This window comes from Faecalibacterium sp. An77 (assembly GCF_002161315.1).
Classification (GTDB): Bacteria; Bacillota; Clostridia; order Oscillospirales; family Ruminococcaceae; genus Faecalibacterium.
Genome location: NZ_NFHK01000002.1, coordinates 163,597 through 180,155, shown reverse-complemented (window position 1 = coordinate 180,155; position 16,559 = coordinate 163,597). Strand labels below are relative to the sequence as shown.

Here is a 16,559-nt window from a genome sequence, read left to right as displayed (position 1 = left end):
AGGGAAAACGCCAAAGGAAAACCGGAAGAAAACGAATGAATCCGCCGCGGCGGGGCTTTATATACCTTTGTTCCGCAGACAGCAAAAGGCTGGCAGCCTGTGCTTTTAGGCACAAACTGCCAGCCTTTCTTTGCCGTTTCTGCTGCCCCACAGGGGCACCTTTCACGCCATGGGAGCGGGACGGGATAGATCCCCCCAGCTGCCGTCTGCTGCACAAAGGTATAACACACTAGACTTTGTACCCAAAGTCGTGTGCCACGAAACCCCGGCGCGGTTTCTTTGGATTCTTCCGGCTCAAAGAGCTGGGCGCTCTTTGACTGTCATCCTGTAATAATGATGGGATGACCTCCTGATGAATACCCAAGATGTATTCATCACATCACTATTCCTGAGAAGGAATAGGAGGAATTTTATCTATGAATAGATCTTTTAAATCATTTACGACTCCGGCCTTTTCCCACTGCTTCATGCCAGCCTTCCAAACCAGGCTGTCGGCATTGAGCTGCCCTGCAGCAGCCATTTTTGCCAGGGAAGGCAGATCATAGGGGCCGGTTGCCTGTCCGTTGACAGCCACATGGAACACGACAGAGGGAATCGGAGGAGGTGTTGTACTGAGCGGCTGAGCCTGAGAAACCGGAGGAGTGCCCTGCATGAAACTGTTCATGGCACCGGCAATATTTTGGCCCACGGCACCGCCGATGGCCATGCCGGCCATCATGGAGGCTGCATGAAAACCATCCTTCATTATACCGCTGGCTCCACTGTTTCCCATTTGGCCCAGTGCTTGGGCGCCGGCAACGCCGACTTCTGCCTGCTTTTCCACCTGGAAGGCTCCCAGATGGGCGCTTTGGGTTTGCTTGTGCATCGCATACTGGCTCTCCTCGCGCTGCATCCGCAGGCGTTCGGCGTAATCCTGTGTGTCGGCCTGGGCCCTGGTGGCAGCCATATCTCGAGTGACCTTCATCAGTTGACGATAGCCCTCGCTGGCCTTGTCGATTTCAATGGCGCCGATATCCACGCCGGAAACGGTGACGCCAAAATCTTCTTTCAGCCGCTGGCCGAGATTATACTCGACCTCGTCATTGATGGGGGCGATTTTGCTTTCCATTTGGATCACTGGAATATTGTGGGCAGCGGGGGCGTTGGTCACAATATCCTTGACATAACGACTGATCGCGTCCCGGATTTGCCGCTGGAAATCTTCCAGATGGAAGGTGCTGAGACGATGCAGTTTCACAAAGGATCGATAATCCGAGATGGAAAAGCTGACTGTGCCACGAACCGACACAGGTACGCTGAAATCCGTGAATCTTGGGTCATATACATCGAAGAATGGCACACCAAATTTCACTTGGAGCATCTGGGCCAGATTGATAAAGTAGACCTCGGCCTGGAATGGTGTGCCGCCCCCATAGGCCAGTCCCACAAGACTGGCAAGGACGGGAAGATTCTCTGTGTCCAGAATCCGGTCACAGGGGCCTTCGATGTATTCCTGCTGGGTTCCGTTATATTGGGAGTACACGAATACTGCAACTTCACCGTCCCTGACCCGCAGGGAAGACCCCCAGCGGATGGCGTTCTCTCTCGTTCCCTTGCCAGGGGCGATCCCGGCCGGATGCCATTTCCAAATCAGATAGGATGGCTCATCGCAGCGGATCTCGTCTATAAGGCTGCCAGCCTTTTTGTCTTTGAAGAAAAGCATGTTTTCTCTCCTTATGCATTGTAGGACGTTACTTAAATGTATGGTAAAAGACTACGATTTTTGCATCAGGTTCGAATATAGATTCTTTTTCAAAGTCGGAAAGACCATTTATTGTTACATTTTCTACCTCTCCATCCTTTGTTAACCAACCGGTTACCAGATCCTCAATCTTTTCGGTTTTGATATCGGTAAATCCCTGCTGTTTAAAATGATCTACTATTTCTGAATAATTTTTCCCTTCTACCTCCTTACTGGAAAGACCTGCATAAATCTTTTCGCCAACGAGAATTTCCTGTTTGGTAATGGATTCGAGCAATGACTCACGAATGGAATCCCATTTTTGTCTGCTTTCATCGGACCAGTTGCTGTCATCAATAATTTGATTGGCCATTATACGTGCCATTTCAAAATTTCCGTCTTCTATATATGTTTGTACTTCCTCAGTAAGATTTTCAAGTTGATGTTCTTTGGTCATGTGTGAGATAGAAGAAGGTATGATCATTAAAAAGGGAATGATTAACAATATAACTGCCGCTATAAGTGCAGGAATTGCATTTCCCTTGTCGCTTTGAAAGATTTTCTCAATCTTGGATATACGCTGTTCAAAATGCTGCCTTTTTTGTTCCTGCTCCATTCTTTTTTGAGCTTGTTTCTTTTTGGTTAAATACAGATTGTAGCACTCCCACACCTTTGGGTCGTCACCATAGAATATCTTTGCCTTGGAAAATGCCTGTTCGAATTGTACAGACCAGGCTTCAGAAACTTCTGGTTGATAGCTATTCTCTATATTTGTTGAAGCGAGAATCATGAACTCCAAAATATCTTCCCGAGTGTTCGGGATAGGAAACGTCCTTATCAGATTTGCTTTGGCTTTGTCAGACGATGTATGCTCTAGCTTGTACGAAAGTTCTTGAACAGAATTGGTGGCCCTGGAGCCGCGAATTTCATGGCCACATGAAGGACAGACGGCTGTAAAACTGGGAATGTCTTCGCCGCAGGCAGGACATTTTATCATTTTACCGGCATACTCTTGTTCTCTGGCTTGAAAGGGCTCTGTTTCGGTTCTGTCAACAGGAGACCCGCAGTGTTTGCAGAATTTTGCATCGCTATCGAGTTTGGTTCCGCAATACGGACAAAACAGAATTGTCTTACTGTCGCAGGTCCTCTGTTTTGGGTTTCTTCCAAGCATGTTTTTCCTCCCAAAAATGTTTATCCCTCAAAGCCGTGATCGGGCGGCGTTTTGACTGCATCGCAGATATCTCCAATGTTGCAATCCAAATATTCACAAATTCGCAAAAGAACAGAAAGGGCCACTTCTTCATTCCGCCGTAATTTTGTCATGGTTCCAGTGGCTATATTCAAATCCTTGCGAAATGTGGCCGGAGATATTTCCTGTTCGATCAGGCGTATCCACAGCTTTTTGTAACTGATCTTCATGATGGCGTTCTCTTTCTTGCTCCATAATGGTAAGTCTATAAAATAATTATACATCTGACTTGTGATAGGGTCAATGAAAAATCGCTATAAGGCAAATAAATTTCGCAAGAAGTTGAGAAAATAAGGCGTGAAAATGATACGCCTGGGAAATACTGCTGTTCACCAACTCGTTTCTATGTGATCACCTAACCCAAATGGCCCGCACATCTCTGCCGATGGCAGAAGCATACCGTATGGTAGAAAAGGTGCCGCCATATTTGCGCCCATCATAAACAGCGATCACACGCTGAGAATGATCCACCATATAACGGTTCCGTTCCGTGTAACAAGAGGGAATATAACTTTCACGAATTACAGTTACCCGGTCGCAAACAAGAAGAAGGCGTTGAAACTCCCTGTTGGGAGTTTGCATCCGGCCCCGGTAAGGAATGGCTGCTTCTAAAGACAATGCTGGGTTGTGTTGCTTTTCTTCTGCTACGATGGCCGCAAACAGCAAATCAGAGCCATCCGCAAAGCCTGAAATGAATCGGGTATGGCCGTCCGCAATCGCTGTCTGGATTTCTCGGTACAGGCTGTACTTGACGGCGTCGATTTTGCTCGCAGGTATGTCACGGTGTCCGGTAACACAACACGTCTTTGAATCCATCTGGATGCCTCATTTTGGTCTGCCTCGTATATGGGCAATATTGCCTATAACACTTTATCTCCATTATAGGCAATAATGAAGATAAAGCAAGACCGGGATGGAGGGAAGCTGGATGATCTCATACGCTCCTTTATGGGAGACCATGAAAAAGCGCGGAGCCACCACCTATACGCTTGAGTTCAAGGGCGGGATCAGCAGCTCCTCGATACGAAGATTGAAAGCCGGCGAATCTGTGTCGACCAACACACTGGACGCTCTGTGTAAAATACTGGACTGCACACTGGATGAGATCATTACCTATCTACCAGATAAGCAAACATAAAGGATGGAGCTTTAGCCCCATCCTTTTTACTTTGTGTCGGTCAAACTGCCAAATCACTTGCCCTTTTTCTTGATGGTATCTTACAACTCTGCTATAATAGATAAAAACTGTAGATATCCAGGGCAGTGAGGAGAGCGATACCATGGCTTCTAATTTTGATTTTTTGTCAAAAGATTTTCCGGTCCTCGCAAATTTTGGCCAACTGGCAGAGAAATACTGCTACAGTGATCCAAACTCTTGCCTGATGAAGTTGGGGATGATCGGGGAAACCATCGTCAACCTGATGTTTACCTATGACCGAATCCCTTTCCCGGAGGAAAATACTGCGGTCAAGCGCATAGATGCACTTTATCGTGAGGGCTTGCTGACACAGGACTTGGTGGAGATTCTGCACACTCTACGAAAGGTACGCAATAAGGCTGTCCATGAAAACTACTCCTCTGAGGTAGACGGCTTGGCGCTTCTGCCGATGGCGCACAGCCTCTGTGAATGGTTCATGCAGACCTATGGCGACTGGAATTATCAGCACCAGGAATTCGTGATGCCCATTCCCGCGCAGCAGGTGAGGGCAGCAGACAAGGCCGCAGAAGAGCAGCAGGAAACCCGCCTAGCGCAGGAGGCCGAAGCGAAAGCAGCTCAGACAGAGGCGATCTCCAAAGACAGCCGCCGCAAACGCGTTAGCCAAACAGCCAGCCAACGTCAACGCACGGAAGCCGAGACGCGGTTCCTGATCGACCAGCAGCTCCGACAGGTGGGCTGGGAAGCGGATACTGAAAATCTTCGCTTTTCCAAAGGAACCCGCCCGGCCAAGGGGCGGAATATAGCGATTGCCGAATGGCCTACGGATTCTACTGTTGGAAACCGTGGGCGGGCTGACTATGCTCTTTTTATCGGCTTGCAGATGGTGGGGATCATTGAGGCAAAAGCAGAGCATATCGATATTCCCTCGGTGATCGATTATCAGGGAAAGGATTATCCCCGCAATATCCGACAAGAGGACGCACAATACCAGATTGGGAGTTGGGGACAGTACAAGGTTCCATTTACCTTTGCGACCAATGGCAGGCCTTATCTGAAACAGTATAAAAGCAAATCAGGCATTTGGTTTCTGGATCTCCGTCAGTCTTCCAATGTGCCGAAGCCATTGAAGGGCTGGATGAGCCCGGACAATCTTTTGCAGCTGCTGAATAAAGACACAGATGCAGGCAATCGGGCATTGGAACAGATGCCCTTTGACCTGCTGCGGGATAAAGACGGACTGAATCTTCGAGATTATCAGCTTCGTGCGATTCAGGCAGCAGAGCAGGCTATTATAGATGGAAAAACAAGCATTTTGCTGGCCATGGCGACTGGTACCGGCAAGACGCGTACCGTGCTGGGCATGATCTACCGGTTTTTGAAAACGGGTCGTTTCAAACGCATCCTGTTTTTGGTAGACCGCACTGAGCTGGGAGAACAGGCCCTGGATGTATTCAAAGAGGTCAAGCTGGAAGAGCTGATGCCTCTGGCAGATATCTACAATATCAAAGGCCTGGAGGACAAGGAGATCGAGCGGGAAACCCGTGTCCATGTGGCGACTGTACAGGGGATGGTAAAGCGCATCCTCTACAACGATGGAGAAACCATGCCCGCAGTCAGCGATTATGACCTGATTATCGTGGATGAGGCCCATCGTGGTTATCTGCTGGATAAGGAGATGGGAGATTCGGAGGTTCTCTATCGGGATCAGCGGGACTACCAGAGCAAATACCGCAGCGTAATCGAGTATTTTGACGCAGTGAAGATCGCGCTGACGGCCACGCCGGCGCTCCAGACAACGGAGATTTTGGTCAGCCGGTTTTCAAGTATACCTACCGGGAAGCGGTGATCGAAGGATATCTGGTAGACCATGATGCGCCCCACGACCTACATACCCGTCTGCGGGACGAAGGCATCCACTATCAACCCGGCGACACGGTCACAATCTATAATCCGGTGACTGGTGAAGTCACCAACAGCGAATTGTTGAACGATGAGCTGAATTTTGACGTGGAACAGTTCAACCGGAAAGTGGTCACCCGTCCGTTTAACGAGACCGTTTTGGCCGAGATCGCCAAGAATATTGACCCGGAGAACCCAGAGGAACAGGGCAAGACTCTGATCTATGCAGTGGACGACGACCATGCTGATATGATTGTGGATATTCTGAAGAACATCTACAAGGAATACGGCGTGGATAACGACGCCATTATGAAGATCACCGGCAGTGTGGGCGGCGGCAACCCGAAAAAGGTACATGAGGCTGTTAAGCGCTTTAAAAACGAAAAATATCCCAGTGTTGTGGTTACAGTGGACCTGTTGACCACTGGTATTGATGTGCCTGAGATCACCAATCTGGTGTTCCTGCGGCGGGTGAAATCCCGTATCCTGTTCGAGCAGATGCTGGGCCGCGCAACTCGTCTTTGCCCCAGAATTCACAAGACCCATTTTGAAATTTATGACCCGGTCGGTGTCTATGAGTCCCTGGACCCGGTTAACACCATGAAACCGGCGGCAGTCAATCCGTCTGCTTCCTTCGGTCAGCTGCTGGATGGGCTGGAGGCGCAGGAAGAGGAAAAGCAGATCGCGTTCCAAATCGACCAGATTATCGCCAAGCTTCAGCGCAGAAAACGAAATCTGGACAGCAAAACGATGGAACATTTCGTCAGTATGTCGGGCGGGATGGACCCCACGCAGCTGATCCAGCAGCTCAGGCAGGAGACGCCCGAACAGGCCCGGAATCGTATTCTGGCTCATCGGGATTTGTTCGAGTTTTTGAGTGGCATTCATGCCAATGGAGGCCGACCGGTGGTCATTTCGGATGCGCCGGATGAACTGGTCAGCCATACCCGAGGCTACGGCACCGGCAGCCGCCCGGAGGATTATCTGGATGCCTTTGCCGACTATGTGAAAACCCATCTCAATGAGGTTGCAGCGCTCAATATTGTCTGTACCCGGCCCAAGGAGTTGACTAGGGCAAGCCTTAAGGATCTGCGTTTGACACTGGACCGGGAAGGCTTTACCACACAGCAGCTGAACACGGCTGTATCGGAGCTGACCAATGAGGAAATGGCTGCGGACATCATCAGCCTGATCCGCCGGTATGCCATCGGTTCAACTCTCATCAGCCACGAAGCTCGCATCCGGCGAGCGGTGGACAAGCTGAAAAAGGCCCACAAGTTCACCGCCATTGAGCTGAGATGGATCAACCGGATTGAAAAGTATCTCATGGAAGAGTCTGTGCTCAATGTAGGCGTGTTCGATGAGGATGTCCGCTTCAAAAATGAGGGCGGCTTCAAAAGGATTGACCATATCTTCAAGAATCAATTGGAAAAGATCGTGCTGGAACTCAACGAGTATCTGTACGATGATGGAGGGAGAAGTGCGTAATGGAAAACTTTGAATCTCAAGACAAGAGTCTGCAAAAGCAGGCATTTGAAGCATTGAAGGAATCCAGTGACTTCATTTTTGCGCCTTGTGAGAAGCAGATGGATTTCTCTGATAAAACGCGATTTGCCAAATTAGAGTGCGGCCCGGAACAAAAAATGTATCTCAGTGGGTTGGTTCAGCAGATGCCCACGCTGATGGCAGCAGGAGCACTGACTCAGGCTTATACAGTAAAATTCCTGCAGGGATTGCCTCATACCCTGTCCACGCTTCGCCAGGGCGGGTTTGGCAGCATGATCCATGGAGCGGATGGAAAGTTTGTGGGCACTGCATCGTTCTACCCCATGCAGGCGCAAGCCGCTTTACTGGGGGCATTCAGTGCCATGGCTGTCGCATCTGGTCAATACTTTTTGACCGAAATCCGCAGCGAGCTGAACATGATGAATTTAAAGCTGGACAAGATTCTGGAATTCCTGTATGGCGATAAAAAGGCAGAGCTGATGGCTGAGATCAGCTTTGCGAGATACGCTTATCAGAATTACAGCGCGATCATGGCCTGTGAAGCGCAGCGCAGTGCTACCATTACCAGTCTGCAGCAGTCCAAAAAGGTGGCCATGAAGGATATCGAATTCTACATGAATGATCTGCACTCTGCAGTCAATGCAGAAGGGAAAAACTACGAAGATCTTGAAGCATTGAGTGACAACGCCCTGCAAATCAAGGATAGCCTGGATCTTTCCATTCAGCTGTATGTGATGAGCAGCTTGCTGGAGGTATACTATGCGCAGAATTATGCGAAGGAGTACATCGACTATCTGGAAAGTGAAATGCTGATTTACATGGATAAGTGCGAGAAACGCATCCTCAGCAGTTTTAGTGTGCTCAAACGCAGGCTCGATGAATACAAATCGAAACCTTTGGAGAAAGTTGACAAATCCATCTATACGGCTAAAATTGCAGCATTGATCGCGCCGTTGAACAGCGGGGAAGAGTCTACATTGCGCAAGTCTGTCCGGAATGCGCTTCATGTTTCTTCCAGAAATCTGGAATACTATCTCAGCGAAGATGGAAGCCTGCATTGTCAGGCAGTCTAAACATTGGAGGAAAACCTTACATGACCACCCAGGAAATCGTATCCAAGCTCTGGAATCTCTGCAATGTGCTGCGGGATGACGGCATTACCTATCACCAGTATGTCACCGAGCTGACCTATATTCTGTTTTTGAAGATGGCCAAGGAAACGGGGGCAGAAAGCCAGATTCCCGCCGCCTACCGCTGGGACCAGCTCACCGCCAAAAGCGGCATCGAGCTGAAAAAGTTCTATAAGGAGCTGCTTGCCTATCTGGGTGAAAACTGCACCGGCAGGGTGCGGGAAATCTACCAGGGGGCTGCCACCAATATCGACGAGCCCAAGAACTTGGAAAAGATCATCACCACCATCGACGGCCTGGACTGGTACTCCGCACGGGAAGAGGGACTGGGCAACCTGTACGAAGGCCTTTTGGAAAAGAACGCCAACGAGAAAAAATCCGGCGCGGGCCAGTATTTTACCCCGCGTGTCCTGATTGATGTGATGACCCGGCTGATGAAGCCCCAGCCGGGGGAACGGTGCAATGACCCCGCCTGCGGCACCTTTGGTTTTATGATCGCCGCCTATCAGTATGTCAAAGAGCATACCGACGACTTCTATGACCTGAGCGCCGATGAGGCCAAGTTCGAGAAGGAAGAAGCCTTCACCGGCTGCGAGCTGGTCCATGATACCCACCGGCTGGCCCTGATGAATGCCATGCTGCACGGCATCGATGGTCAGATTCTGTTGGGCGACACCCTGTCCAATGCGGGCAAGGCCCTCCACGATTTCGATCTGGTGCTCACCAATCCGCCCTTCGGCACCAAGAAGGGCGGCGAGCGTGCCACACGGGACGACTTTACCTTTCCCACCAGCAACAAGCAGCTAAACTTCCTCCAGCACATCTACCGCAGCCTGAAAGCCAACGGCAAGGCACGGGCCGCCGTGGTTCTGCCGGATAACGTCCTCTTTGCGGACGGCGACGGCGAAAAGATTCGCTGCGACCTGATGGACAAGTGCAACCTCCATACCATTCTCCGTCTGCCCACCGGTATTTTCTATGCCCAGGGCGTCAAGACCAATGTGCTGTTCTTCACCCGCGGCACCAGCGATAAAGGCAACACCAAAGAGGTCTGGTTTTACGACCTGCGCACCAACATGCCCAGCTTTGGCAAGACCACCCCGCTGAAAAAGGAACACTTCGCGGACTTTGAGAAAGCCTATGAGGCTGAGGACCGCCATGCTGTGCAGGATGAGCGGTGGAGCGTCTTTACACGGGAGCAGATTGCAGAGAAGGGGAACAGCCTGGATCTGGGCCTGATCCGAGACGATTCCGTGCTGGATTACAATGACCTGCCCGACCCCACCGACAGCGCCGAAGAAGCTGCCGCCAACCTGGAGGAGGCCGTCGATCTGCTGATGAGCGTGGTAAAGGAACTGCGGGCGCTGGAGGTGCGGGACTGATGGCAAAAGGGAAGAAAAAAGAAGCCGCTCTTTCTCCCGAGGAGCGCCTGCAGGCAGCGCTGGTACCGGAGAGTGAGCAGCCGTACAAGGTGCCAGAGAATTGGTGCTGGACTAGAATAGAAAATATCACGCAAATTTTAAATGGGTTTGCATTTAAAAGTCAAGAATATACGGACTGTGGAATTAGAATTATAAGAATTTCAAACGTCCAAGATGGTTATATTGAAGATAATAAGCCTGTTTTTTACCCTTTAAGTAGTCGAGATTCTATTAAAGAATTTATGCTAGAGGACAAGGATTTGCTTATGTCACTTACAGGAAATGTTGGGAGGGTTGCTTTAATTAACAATAGTATGTTGCCTGCGGCATTAAATCAGCGAGTAGCATGTATTAGAATGACATCTTCCAATTGTAATAAATATTTTTTGTTTTATTATTTCCTAAGAAAACAATTTATTTATGATTGTATCAAAAACTCTAAGGGTTCTGCGCAGCTTAATATGAGCACAGAATGGCTAAAAAAGTATCCTGTTCCATTCCCATCATACAATGAACAACAGCGTATCGTTGATCGTATTGAAAGCCTGTTTGCCAAGCTGGATGAGGCCAAACAAAAGGCCCAGGATGCCCTGGATAGCTTTGAAACCCGCAAAGCAGCCATTCTGAACAAAGCCTTTACTGGTGAGCTCACCGCACAATGGAGAAAAGAACATGGTGTGGGGATGGAGAGCTGGAAAACGCGTGAATTAGTACAATGCTTTGAAATCGTTTCTGGCATTCAAAAAACACCCGCTCGAAGTCCTAAAGATAATCCAATTCCATATCTAACAGTAGCAAATGTATACCGGAATCGAATAGATCTTTCAGAAATCCGATATTTTGAAGTTTCACCAGAAGAGCTGGATAAACTTCAACTAAAAAATAAGGACCTTTTGATTGTAGAGGGAAATGGAAGCGGTAATGAGATTGGCCGATGTGCCATGTGGCATAATGAATTACCTGTATGCGTTCATCAAAATCACATTATTCGGCTGAGAAGTAAAACTTCAGACATTTTGCCAGAGTTTGTACTTTACTACCTGAATAGTGAAACTGGAAAATCTGTCATGCAGGAGCGGGCCAAAACTACAGCCGGACTATTTAATTTAAGTGCAGGGAAAGTTAAGACAATTTCATTTCCCTTTATCCCTTTGGATGAACAAACCGAAATCGTCCGCATCCTTGATGGCCTCCTCGCCAAAGAGCAGCAGGCCAAAGAAGCCGCCGAAAAGGTGCTGGAACAGATTGACCTGACCAAGAAAGCCATCCTGGCCCGTGCCTTCCGCGGCGAGCTGGGCACCAACGACCCCAGCGAAGAGAGCGCGGTGGAGCTGCTAAAGAAAACACTACAAAATACTACATAAAATTTGTAGTATTCGCTCACTTGACAATCCATGTAGTGTGACGTATAATAGTCATACGAGGTGAACCGGTATGAACAATTTGAGGATAATCCGAGAACTCTACGGTGCCACACAGGAGCAGGTTGCGCAAGCAATTAACGTGAATCGTGTGACCGTAGCCAACTGGGAGAACGGAACCTCTGTTGCCTCTAGTAGTAACCGGGAGAAACTGTCCATCTACTACGGTATAGGTCCTGAGTACTTTTATGATAAGGAACTGACCACGGATGCCCGGTCAGCCATAGTCGAATCCAGCGAAAGAGCTAAAGAGATCAGCGAGCAATCGGAGGGAATCCAAGACAAAGAGACTGCCTTCCATAAAGTTTTCGAGTCGATGACCTTTGAGCATGCTTTGAACTTTTACATGCTTTCGATGAAGATGCTTTTGGCAACAGCCGACAGCGGCAAGCTGGACAAGCTCAAAACCGCAGCGGCAATTAATAGCAAGATGGGAGAAAGACTTAACGCGATCATTGAGCTACGAGAGAAAGAGGAGCAATCTGGTGAGCCTTCTCTCTTTGACCTCATTGAAAAGGTCGAAAAAAAGGAATAATACTATATATTGTAACGATTAGCGGGCAATGCACAACATTTAGTTGACATCTGTCCAAGATCGTGGTAAACTTAACTAGGGTTTCTCAGACAAAAGAAAACAGCACTCCGGCTGCTATCCAGAGTGCTGTATCTCGCGTCTACACAGAATACGATGCTCAGAGGCACGGTACACATGTGTTTTCCTTCGACACATCTAGTGTATCACGTTTCCGGGCTCGGTTCAAGTTGGCATTTTTCACAAAACGTAAAAATGTCATTGTGTAACCGGGTTTTTCTTTTGGCTGTTGAATAAACCGTTCGAAAGACGAATAGTTCACATTGTTGCTAAAGAAAGTGAGGTTGATACCTATGATGTACGCAACGAAAATCAAAATGAAGCAGGGGTGCTATAATTCTAAGGATCTCTTGGAAATTGACTCCATTTACATTGAAGGCTGCACCAATCCTGGCTTCTTTAAAAAAGCCGTTCTCTACGACTACTTAAAGGAACATACTGGTTCCATCCGGGTAAATATTTATCCGTATCCAAACGTAGTTTCGGCTTTGAGCGGTCGGGGCGAAAAGTATGTTCGCTCTGCCCCTGATACTTATGGCAATGATGATCTTCTGGATCTGCCGCGTGTATAAGGAGGGAGCTAAGATGGGCAAAAATCAGCATGTTACGCCGCACGCGGACGGTGGATGGCAGGTAATTGGTGCCGGCAATTCACGGGCTACTGTCAGAACCAATACGCAGGCGGAAGCCATTGCGGTGGCTAGGGAAATTGCGCGCAACCAGGGATCAGAACTGGTGATTCATGGAGCAGATGGCCGCATCCGTGAGAAGGATTCTCACGGGCACGACCCGCACCCGCCGAAAGGTTAAGAACAAAAGGCAGTTTATGGGTACCAGGCATAAACTGCCTTTTATATTTTATTGACGCCCCAAAAACAAATTTCTCAGAATCAAATGAAAAGCCGCACACCCGCCAGAACTATCCCGGAGAGCGTGCGGCTCTTTCGTTATATAATTTTACTTCGTCCTGTCAGGCCGGTTTAGTCAGGCAAGATGGCCCACATCCGCACCGGAAGGCCGGTAGCGCCCTGGATGGGCGGGCAGACGGCGAAAGCGATGGCACCAGCAGGGGGCACCTGATCCAGGTTGCAAAGCACCTCTACCTGCAGCTTGCCCTTGCTCAGCACATACCGCTCACAGGCCAGGTCACCCGCGGCGGCGGCCAGAACCGAAGCGTCGGTATCCAGGGTCTCGTGGCCGTTGGCGGCAGCGTTTCTAGTTTCGTAAATGTATTGCAGAGCCTCCATGGACCAGCCGGGGAAGTTCTCGCCGCCCTCCTCGTCAAAGTTAGAAAGGGCGTTCATGTCCGGCCAGCGCTCGGCCCAGCCGGTATGCAGGGCCACAAAGGCCCCATCGGGGATGGGCCCGTACTTGGTCTCCCAGTCCTGCAGGTCCTGCACGGTCACAGCATAATGAGGGTCGGCCTTGACCTTTTCGGTCACGTCCACCACCACCAGGGGGAAGGCCATTTCCTTGACCCCGTACTTTTCAGACAGAGCGCCTCCCTTTACAAAGTGGCCGGGGAAATCTATATGGGTGCCGAACTGCCCGGGGAACTTGAAGGTCTGGATCAGGCAATCCAGCATCTCGTTGCCCCAGTCAAAGACGGTTTTTCCCAGCTCCACCGAGCCTTCCGGGATGCCGCCCCAGTAGGGGCTCTGGTTGTTCAGCGGGTGGCAAAGTTCCACCCAGCGGCATTTCTTCAAACGATTCAGCTCTTCCCACAACGGATACATTTTTGTTTCCCTCCATTTTTCATCTGGCTGGGCACTGCCCGCCAGACTGGTTTTGTGATAACCTATCTTTGAAAATGCAGCTGCATTTCAAATCATATGGAAGTGCTTCAGTGCATCCCGAATGGCCTTTTCCTTTTCGGGCGGGCACTGGGGCTGCTTGGAATTCTCTGATTTGGGCTTGTTGTAACACTCCCGCTCGATGATCCCGCATTTCTGCTTGACCTGGGCGATATAGAGGGGAGTGACGTTCAGGCCGGTCTGCTCCTTGACGTAGTCTTTGATCTCCTGATAGGTGGCGCCCTTTTTAAGTTTGGACAGGTCCACACCCTCCAAAGAGAACGGAATACGGACCTTTTTTAGTGTAAATTCGCCCTTGGAAAGTTGAATTACTGCCTCCACGTGTCCCGTCCTGGGGAACATATCCACCGGCTGCACTTTTTCTACCTGGTAGCCGGACTCAGCCAGAATGGCGGCGTCGCGGGCGGCGGTGGCGGGGTTGCAGCTCACGTAGACCAGACGCCGGGGAGACATCTGGACGATGGCCGACAGGGTGGCCTGGTCGCAGCCCTTGCGGGGAGGGTCTACAACAATAATATCGGGGGCCAGCCCTTCGGCGGCCAGGCGGCTGGCCGCTTCGCCGGCGTCGCCGCAGAAAAAGCGGCTCTTGGCGGCAATGGCGGCACCCATGCGGGCGGCGTTGGTTTTGGCACTCTCGATGGCTTCGGGGATGATTTCAACGCCGATCAGCTCCCGGCAGCGGCCGGCCATGGACAGGCCGATGGTGCCCATGCCGCAGTAGAGATCCAGAAGCAGATCCTCCGGGGTGGGGGAGGCATAGGCGGCGGCCACGGCGTAGAGCTGCTCGGCACCGGGGGTGTTGACCTGATAGAAGGAAAGGGGCCCCAGCTGGACCGGAACCTGACACAAAGTGTCCTCAATGTAGCCCGGCCCATACAAAACGTGATTCTCAAGGCCAAGGATTACATTGGTCTTTTCGCGGTTGACGTTGATGAGAATTGTGGCGATATCTGCAAATTGGCTGCAAAGCCGTTCCACCATCTCGTCGGCGTGGGGCAGTTTGGGCCGGGTGCAGACCAGGCAAACCATGATCTGGCCGCTGTGGGTGCCGCGCCGCAGGAAGATGTGGCGGACCAGGCCTTTGCCGGTTTCTTCGTCGTAGGGCTGAATGCCGTACTGTTCCAGCAGGCTGCACAGGGTACGGCCGATTTCGTTGAGGACAGAAGGCTGCAGTTTGCAGTCCTCACAGGGAACGATGCGGTGACTGCGCCCGGCATAGAAGCCGATGCACAGATGCCCGTTTTTGTCGCGGCCTACCGGATACTGTACCTTGTTGCGGTAACGGTCCACTTCGGGAGAGGGGAGAATGGGCTGGATGGGGACATCCAGCCCGCCAATCCGGCGGAACGCATCCGCTACCGAGGCCTCCTTGGCCTTGAGTTCCGCCTGATAACTCAGGTGCCGCAGGCTGCACCCGCCGCAGGGCCCTGCCACAGGGCATTCCACCGGGATGCGGTCGGGAGAGGCGGTTTCGATGCTCTCCACAATGCCGAAGGCATACCGTTTGCAGTCTTTAACGATTCGTGCGCGGATGACATCGCCGGGAGCGGTGCCCGGCACGAAAACCGCTTCGCCCTCCCAATGGCCGACGCCGCTGCCGTCGCCGGACAGCCGTTCGATGGACAGTGTGATGATTTGATTTTTCTGTAAAGGCATGATTCCTCCTAGGGCGGCTGGACGCGGTTATTCGGGATCGGTGGTCTCAGAGGACTGGGCCTCTGCCTGCTGTGCGGCCAGATACTTGCTGGGCGGCACGCCTTTGGCCCGCTTGAACACCCGCGAGAAATAGAACTGATCGAAAAATCCCACCGAAATAGCCACTTCGGCGATGGACAAGGTGCCCGCCCGCAGCAGCTTGCAGGCCTCGTTGATGCGGTATTCGGTCAGGTAGTCGATGGGGCTTTTGCCCACGTTGCTCATAAAGACGCGGTAGAGATGGCTGCGGGAAACACCCACGCTCTTGGCCACGTCGTCAATGGAAATATCATGGGAATAGTTGAACTGGATGTACTTGATGGCATTCAGGACATACTGGCTGGAGGAATTGGTGTTGTGGGGCTTGCGCTCGCTGGTTTCCTCCATCAGGGCGGCGATGAAAAGGTACAGATAGCCCACCATGGCCGTCTCGTCCTGTACCCGCATCCCGCGGGCCCGGAAGATATTGTCCAGCGCGTTGTACATTTCCTCCGGGTGCTGGGTATGGTGCACCGGCTGCTCGTCCGAGAAGGGCAGCAGCGCGGCCAGCTTGTGAGCGCTGATGCCGTTGAAGCCCACCCAGCAGTATTCCCAGGGCTGCTGGATGTCGGCGGTATAGGTGTTCAGCTGGTTGGGCTGGACAAAAAACATATCGCCGGGGCTGAGTTCCCAGGTTTTTCCGCCGGTCTGGAAGGTCCCCTTGCCCGCCAGAATCAGGTGGATCAGGTAATGGTCCCGGATGCCGGGCCCCCAGGTATGGCCCGGTGCACAGCGCTCCAAGCCGCAGTTAAAGACGGAAAGATCCACGTTGTTGGTATAATTTTGTTTAAACGACTGCTTGTAAACTTCCGGCATAGAGAGCCTCCTTTTTGGGCGGAACGACCGCGCCGATGGGTTGTGATACCAGTATACCATAGATGACAGCGCAAATTCAACAAAAGTACATCTGAATC

General features: G+C 51.0%; 16 protein-coding genes. 9 read left to right on the top strand and 7 right to left on the bottom strand.

The annotated features are described in order from the left end of the window. Positions 1-382: 382 nt before the first annotated feature. From B5G28_RS01925 to B5G28_RS01910, 4 genes are all read right to left on the bottom strand, one after another. A complete protein-coding gene (locus B5G28_RS01925; protein WP_087245891.1) occupies positions 383-1,702 on the bottom strand; it encodes an SPFH domain-containing protein in 1,320 nt (439 codons plus the stop codon). Positions 1,703-1,730: 28 nt separating this feature from the next. Further along, positions 1,731-2,891, bottom strand: coding sequence for a zinc ribbon domain-containing protein (locus B5G28_RS01920; protein WP_087245889.1), 1,161 nt, complete (start codon positions 2,889-2,891; stop codon positions 1,731-1,733). A 20-nt stretch (positions 2,892-2,911) separates the two neighbouring features. Next, entirely contained in the window at positions 2,912-3,139 is a 228-nt protein-coding gene (locus B5G28_RS01915) for a helix-turn-helix transcriptional regulator (RefSeq protein WP_087245887.1), read from the bottom strand. Between the two features lie 181 nt (positions 3,140-3,320). Further along, a complete protein-coding gene (locus B5G28_RS01910) occupies positions 3,321-3,785 on the bottom strand; it encodes an SLOG family protein (RefSeq protein ID WP_087245885.1) in 465 nt (154 codons plus the stop codon). Positions 3,786-3,882: 97 nt separating this feature from the next. On the opposite strand from B5G28_RS01910, the gene B5G28_RS01905 reads away from it, so the two are divergent. The 9 genes from B5G28_RS01905 to B5G28_RS01870 all read left to right on the top strand — a co-directional run bounded on the left by B5G28_RS01905 (position 3,883) and on the right by B5G28_RS01870 (position 12,907). Further along, positions 3,883-4,107 carry a helix-turn-helix transcriptional regulator gene (locus B5G28_RS01905; protein ID WP_343215537.1) on the top strand — a complete coding sequence of 75 codons (225 nt, stop codon included), beginning with the start codon at positions 3,883-3,885 and terminating at the stop codon, positions 4,105-4,107. A 142-nt stretch (positions 4,108-4,249) separates the two neighbouring features. Further along, positions 4,250-5,974 carry a DEAD/DEAH box helicase family protein gene (locus B5G28_RS15215; protein WP_343215536.1) on the top strand — a complete coding sequence of 575 codons (1,725 nt, stop codon included), beginning with the start codon at positions 4,250-4,252 and terminating at the stop codon, positions 5,972-5,974. Then, a complete protein-coding gene (locus B5G28_RS15210; RefSeq protein ID WP_343215535.1) occupies positions 5,971-7,515 on the top strand; it encodes a type I restriction-modification enzyme R subunit C-terminal domain-containing protein in 1,545 nt (514 codons plus the stop codon). The genes B5G28_RS15215 and B5G28_RS15210 overlap by 4 nt, the downstream gene beginning before the upstream one ends. Next, entirely contained in the window at positions 7,515-8,606 is a 1,092-nt protein-coding gene (locus tag B5G28_RS01895; RefSeq protein WP_087245881.1) for a hypothetical protein, read from the top strand. The genes B5G28_RS15210 and B5G28_RS01895 overlap by 1 nt, the downstream gene beginning before the upstream one ends. A 20-nt stretch (positions 8,607-8,626) precedes the next feature. Then, entirely contained in the window at positions 8,627-10,045 is a 1,419-nt protein-coding gene (locus B5G28_RS01890) for an N-6 DNA methylase (RefSeq protein ID WP_087245879.1), read from the top strand. Further along, entirely contained in the window at positions 10,045-11,448 is a 1,404-nt protein-coding gene (locus B5G28_RS01885; RefSeq protein ID WP_087245877.1) for a restriction endonuclease subunit S, read from the top strand. Before B5G28_RS01890 ends, B5G28_RS01885 begins: the two co-directional genes overlap by 1 nt. 70 nt (positions 11,449-11,518) lie before the next feature. Continuing rightward, the gene (locus B5G28_RS01880; protein ID WP_087245875.1) at positions 11,519-12,040 is read left to right on the top strand and encodes a helix-turn-helix transcriptional regulator; all 522 of its coding nucleotides are present in this window, start codon (positions 11,519-11,521) and stop codon (positions 12,038-12,040) included. A gap of 350 nt (positions 12,041-12,390) precedes the next feature. Next, positions 12,391-12,669, top strand: coding sequence for a DUF3892 domain-containing protein (locus B5G28_RS01875; RefSeq protein ID WP_242967433.1), 279 nt, complete (start codon positions 12,391-12,393; stop codon positions 12,667-12,669). A gap of 13 nt (positions 12,670-12,682) precedes the next feature. Then, on the top strand, positions 12,683-12,907 hold the full coding sequence (locus B5G28_RS01870; RefSeq protein ID WP_087245873.1) for a DUF2188 domain-containing protein: 225 nt from the start codon (positions 12,683-12,685) through the stop codon (positions 12,905-12,907). Positions 12,908-13,077: 170 nt separating this feature from the next. On the opposite strand, the gene B5G28_RS01865 is transcribed toward B5G28_RS01870, so the two are convergent. From B5G28_RS01865 to B5G28_RS01855, 3 genes are all read right to left on the bottom strand, one after another. Next, positions 13,078-13,833, bottom strand: coding sequence for a cyclase family protein (locus B5G28_RS01865; protein WP_087245871.1), 756 nt, complete (start codon positions 13,831-13,833; stop codon positions 13,078-13,080). An 87-nt stretch (positions 13,834-13,920) separates the two neighbouring features. Continuing rightward, positions 13,921-15,567, bottom strand: a complete 1,647-nt coding sequence (gene rlmD, locus B5G28_RS01860; RefSeq protein WP_087245869.1) for a 23S rRNA (uracil(1939)-C(5))-methyltransferase RlmD — start codon at positions 15,565-15,567, stop codon at positions 13,921-13,923. Between the two features lie 27 nt (positions 15,568-15,594). Then, the gene (locus B5G28_RS01855) at positions 15,595-16,461 is read right to left on the bottom strand and encodes an AraC family transcriptional regulator (protein ID WP_087245867.1); all 867 of its coding nucleotides are present in this window, start codon (positions 16,459-16,461) and stop codon (positions 15,595-15,597) included. Positions 16,462-16,559 lie beyond the last annotated feature (98 nt).

Coding starts and splice junctions, on each gene's coding strand:
- B5G28_RS01855 (WP_087245867.1), bottom strand. CDS start 16,461: ATGCCGGAAGTTTACAAGCAGTCGTTTAAACAAAATTATACCAACAAC.
- B5G28_RS01895 (WP_087245881.1), top strand. CDS start 7,515: ATGGAAAACTTTGAATCTCAAGACAAGAGTCTGCAAAAGCAGGCATTT.
- B5G28_RS01915 (WP_087245887.1), bottom strand. CDS start 3,139: ATGAAGATCAGTTACAAAAAGCTGTGGATACGCCTGATCGAACAGGAA.
- B5G28_RS15215 (WP_343215536.1), top strand. CDS start 4,250: ATGGCTTCTAATTTTGATTTTTTGTCAAAAGATTTTCCGGTCCTCGCA.
- B5G28_RS01925 (WP_087245891.1), bottom strand. CDS start 1,702: ATGCTTTTCTTCAAAGACAAAAAGGCTGGCAGCCTTATAGACGAGATC.
- B5G28_RS01880 (WP_087245875.1), top strand. CDS start 11,519: ATGAACAATTTGAGGATAATCCGAGAACTCTACGGTGCCACACAGGAG.
- rlmD (WP_087245869.1), bottom strand. CDS start 15,567: ATGCCTTTACAGAAAAATCAAATCATCACACTGTCCATCGAACGGCTG.
- B5G28_RS01920 (WP_087245889.1), bottom strand. CDS start 2,891: ATGCTTGGAAGAAACCCAAAACAGAGGACCTGCGACAGTAAGACAATT.
- B5G28_RS01910 (WP_087245885.1), bottom strand. CDS start 3,785: ATGGATTCAAAGACGTGTTGTGTTACCGGACACCGTGACATACCTGCG.
- B5G28_RS01875 (WP_242967433.1), top strand. CDS start 12,391: ATGATGTACGCAACGAAAATCAAAATGAAGCAGGGGTGCTATAATTCT.
- B5G28_RS01885 (WP_087245877.1), top strand. CDS start 10,045: ATGGCAAAAGGGAAGAAAAAAGAAGCCGCTCTTTCTCCCGAGGAGCGC.
- B5G28_RS01865 (WP_087245871.1), bottom strand. CDS start 13,833: ATGTATCCGTTGTGGGAAGAGCTGAATCGTTTGAAGAAATGCCGCTGG.
- B5G28_RS01905 (WP_343215537.1), top strand. CDS start 3,883: ATGGAGGGAAGCTGGATGATCTCATACGCTCCTTTATGGGAGACCATG.
- B5G28_RS01870 (WP_087245873.1), top strand. CDS start 12,683: ATGGGCAAAAATCAGCATGTTACGCCGCACGCGGACGGTGGATGGCAG.
- B5G28_RS01890 (WP_087245879.1), top strand. CDS start 8,627: ATGACCACCCAGGAAATCGTATCCAAGCTCTGGAATCTCTGCAATGTG.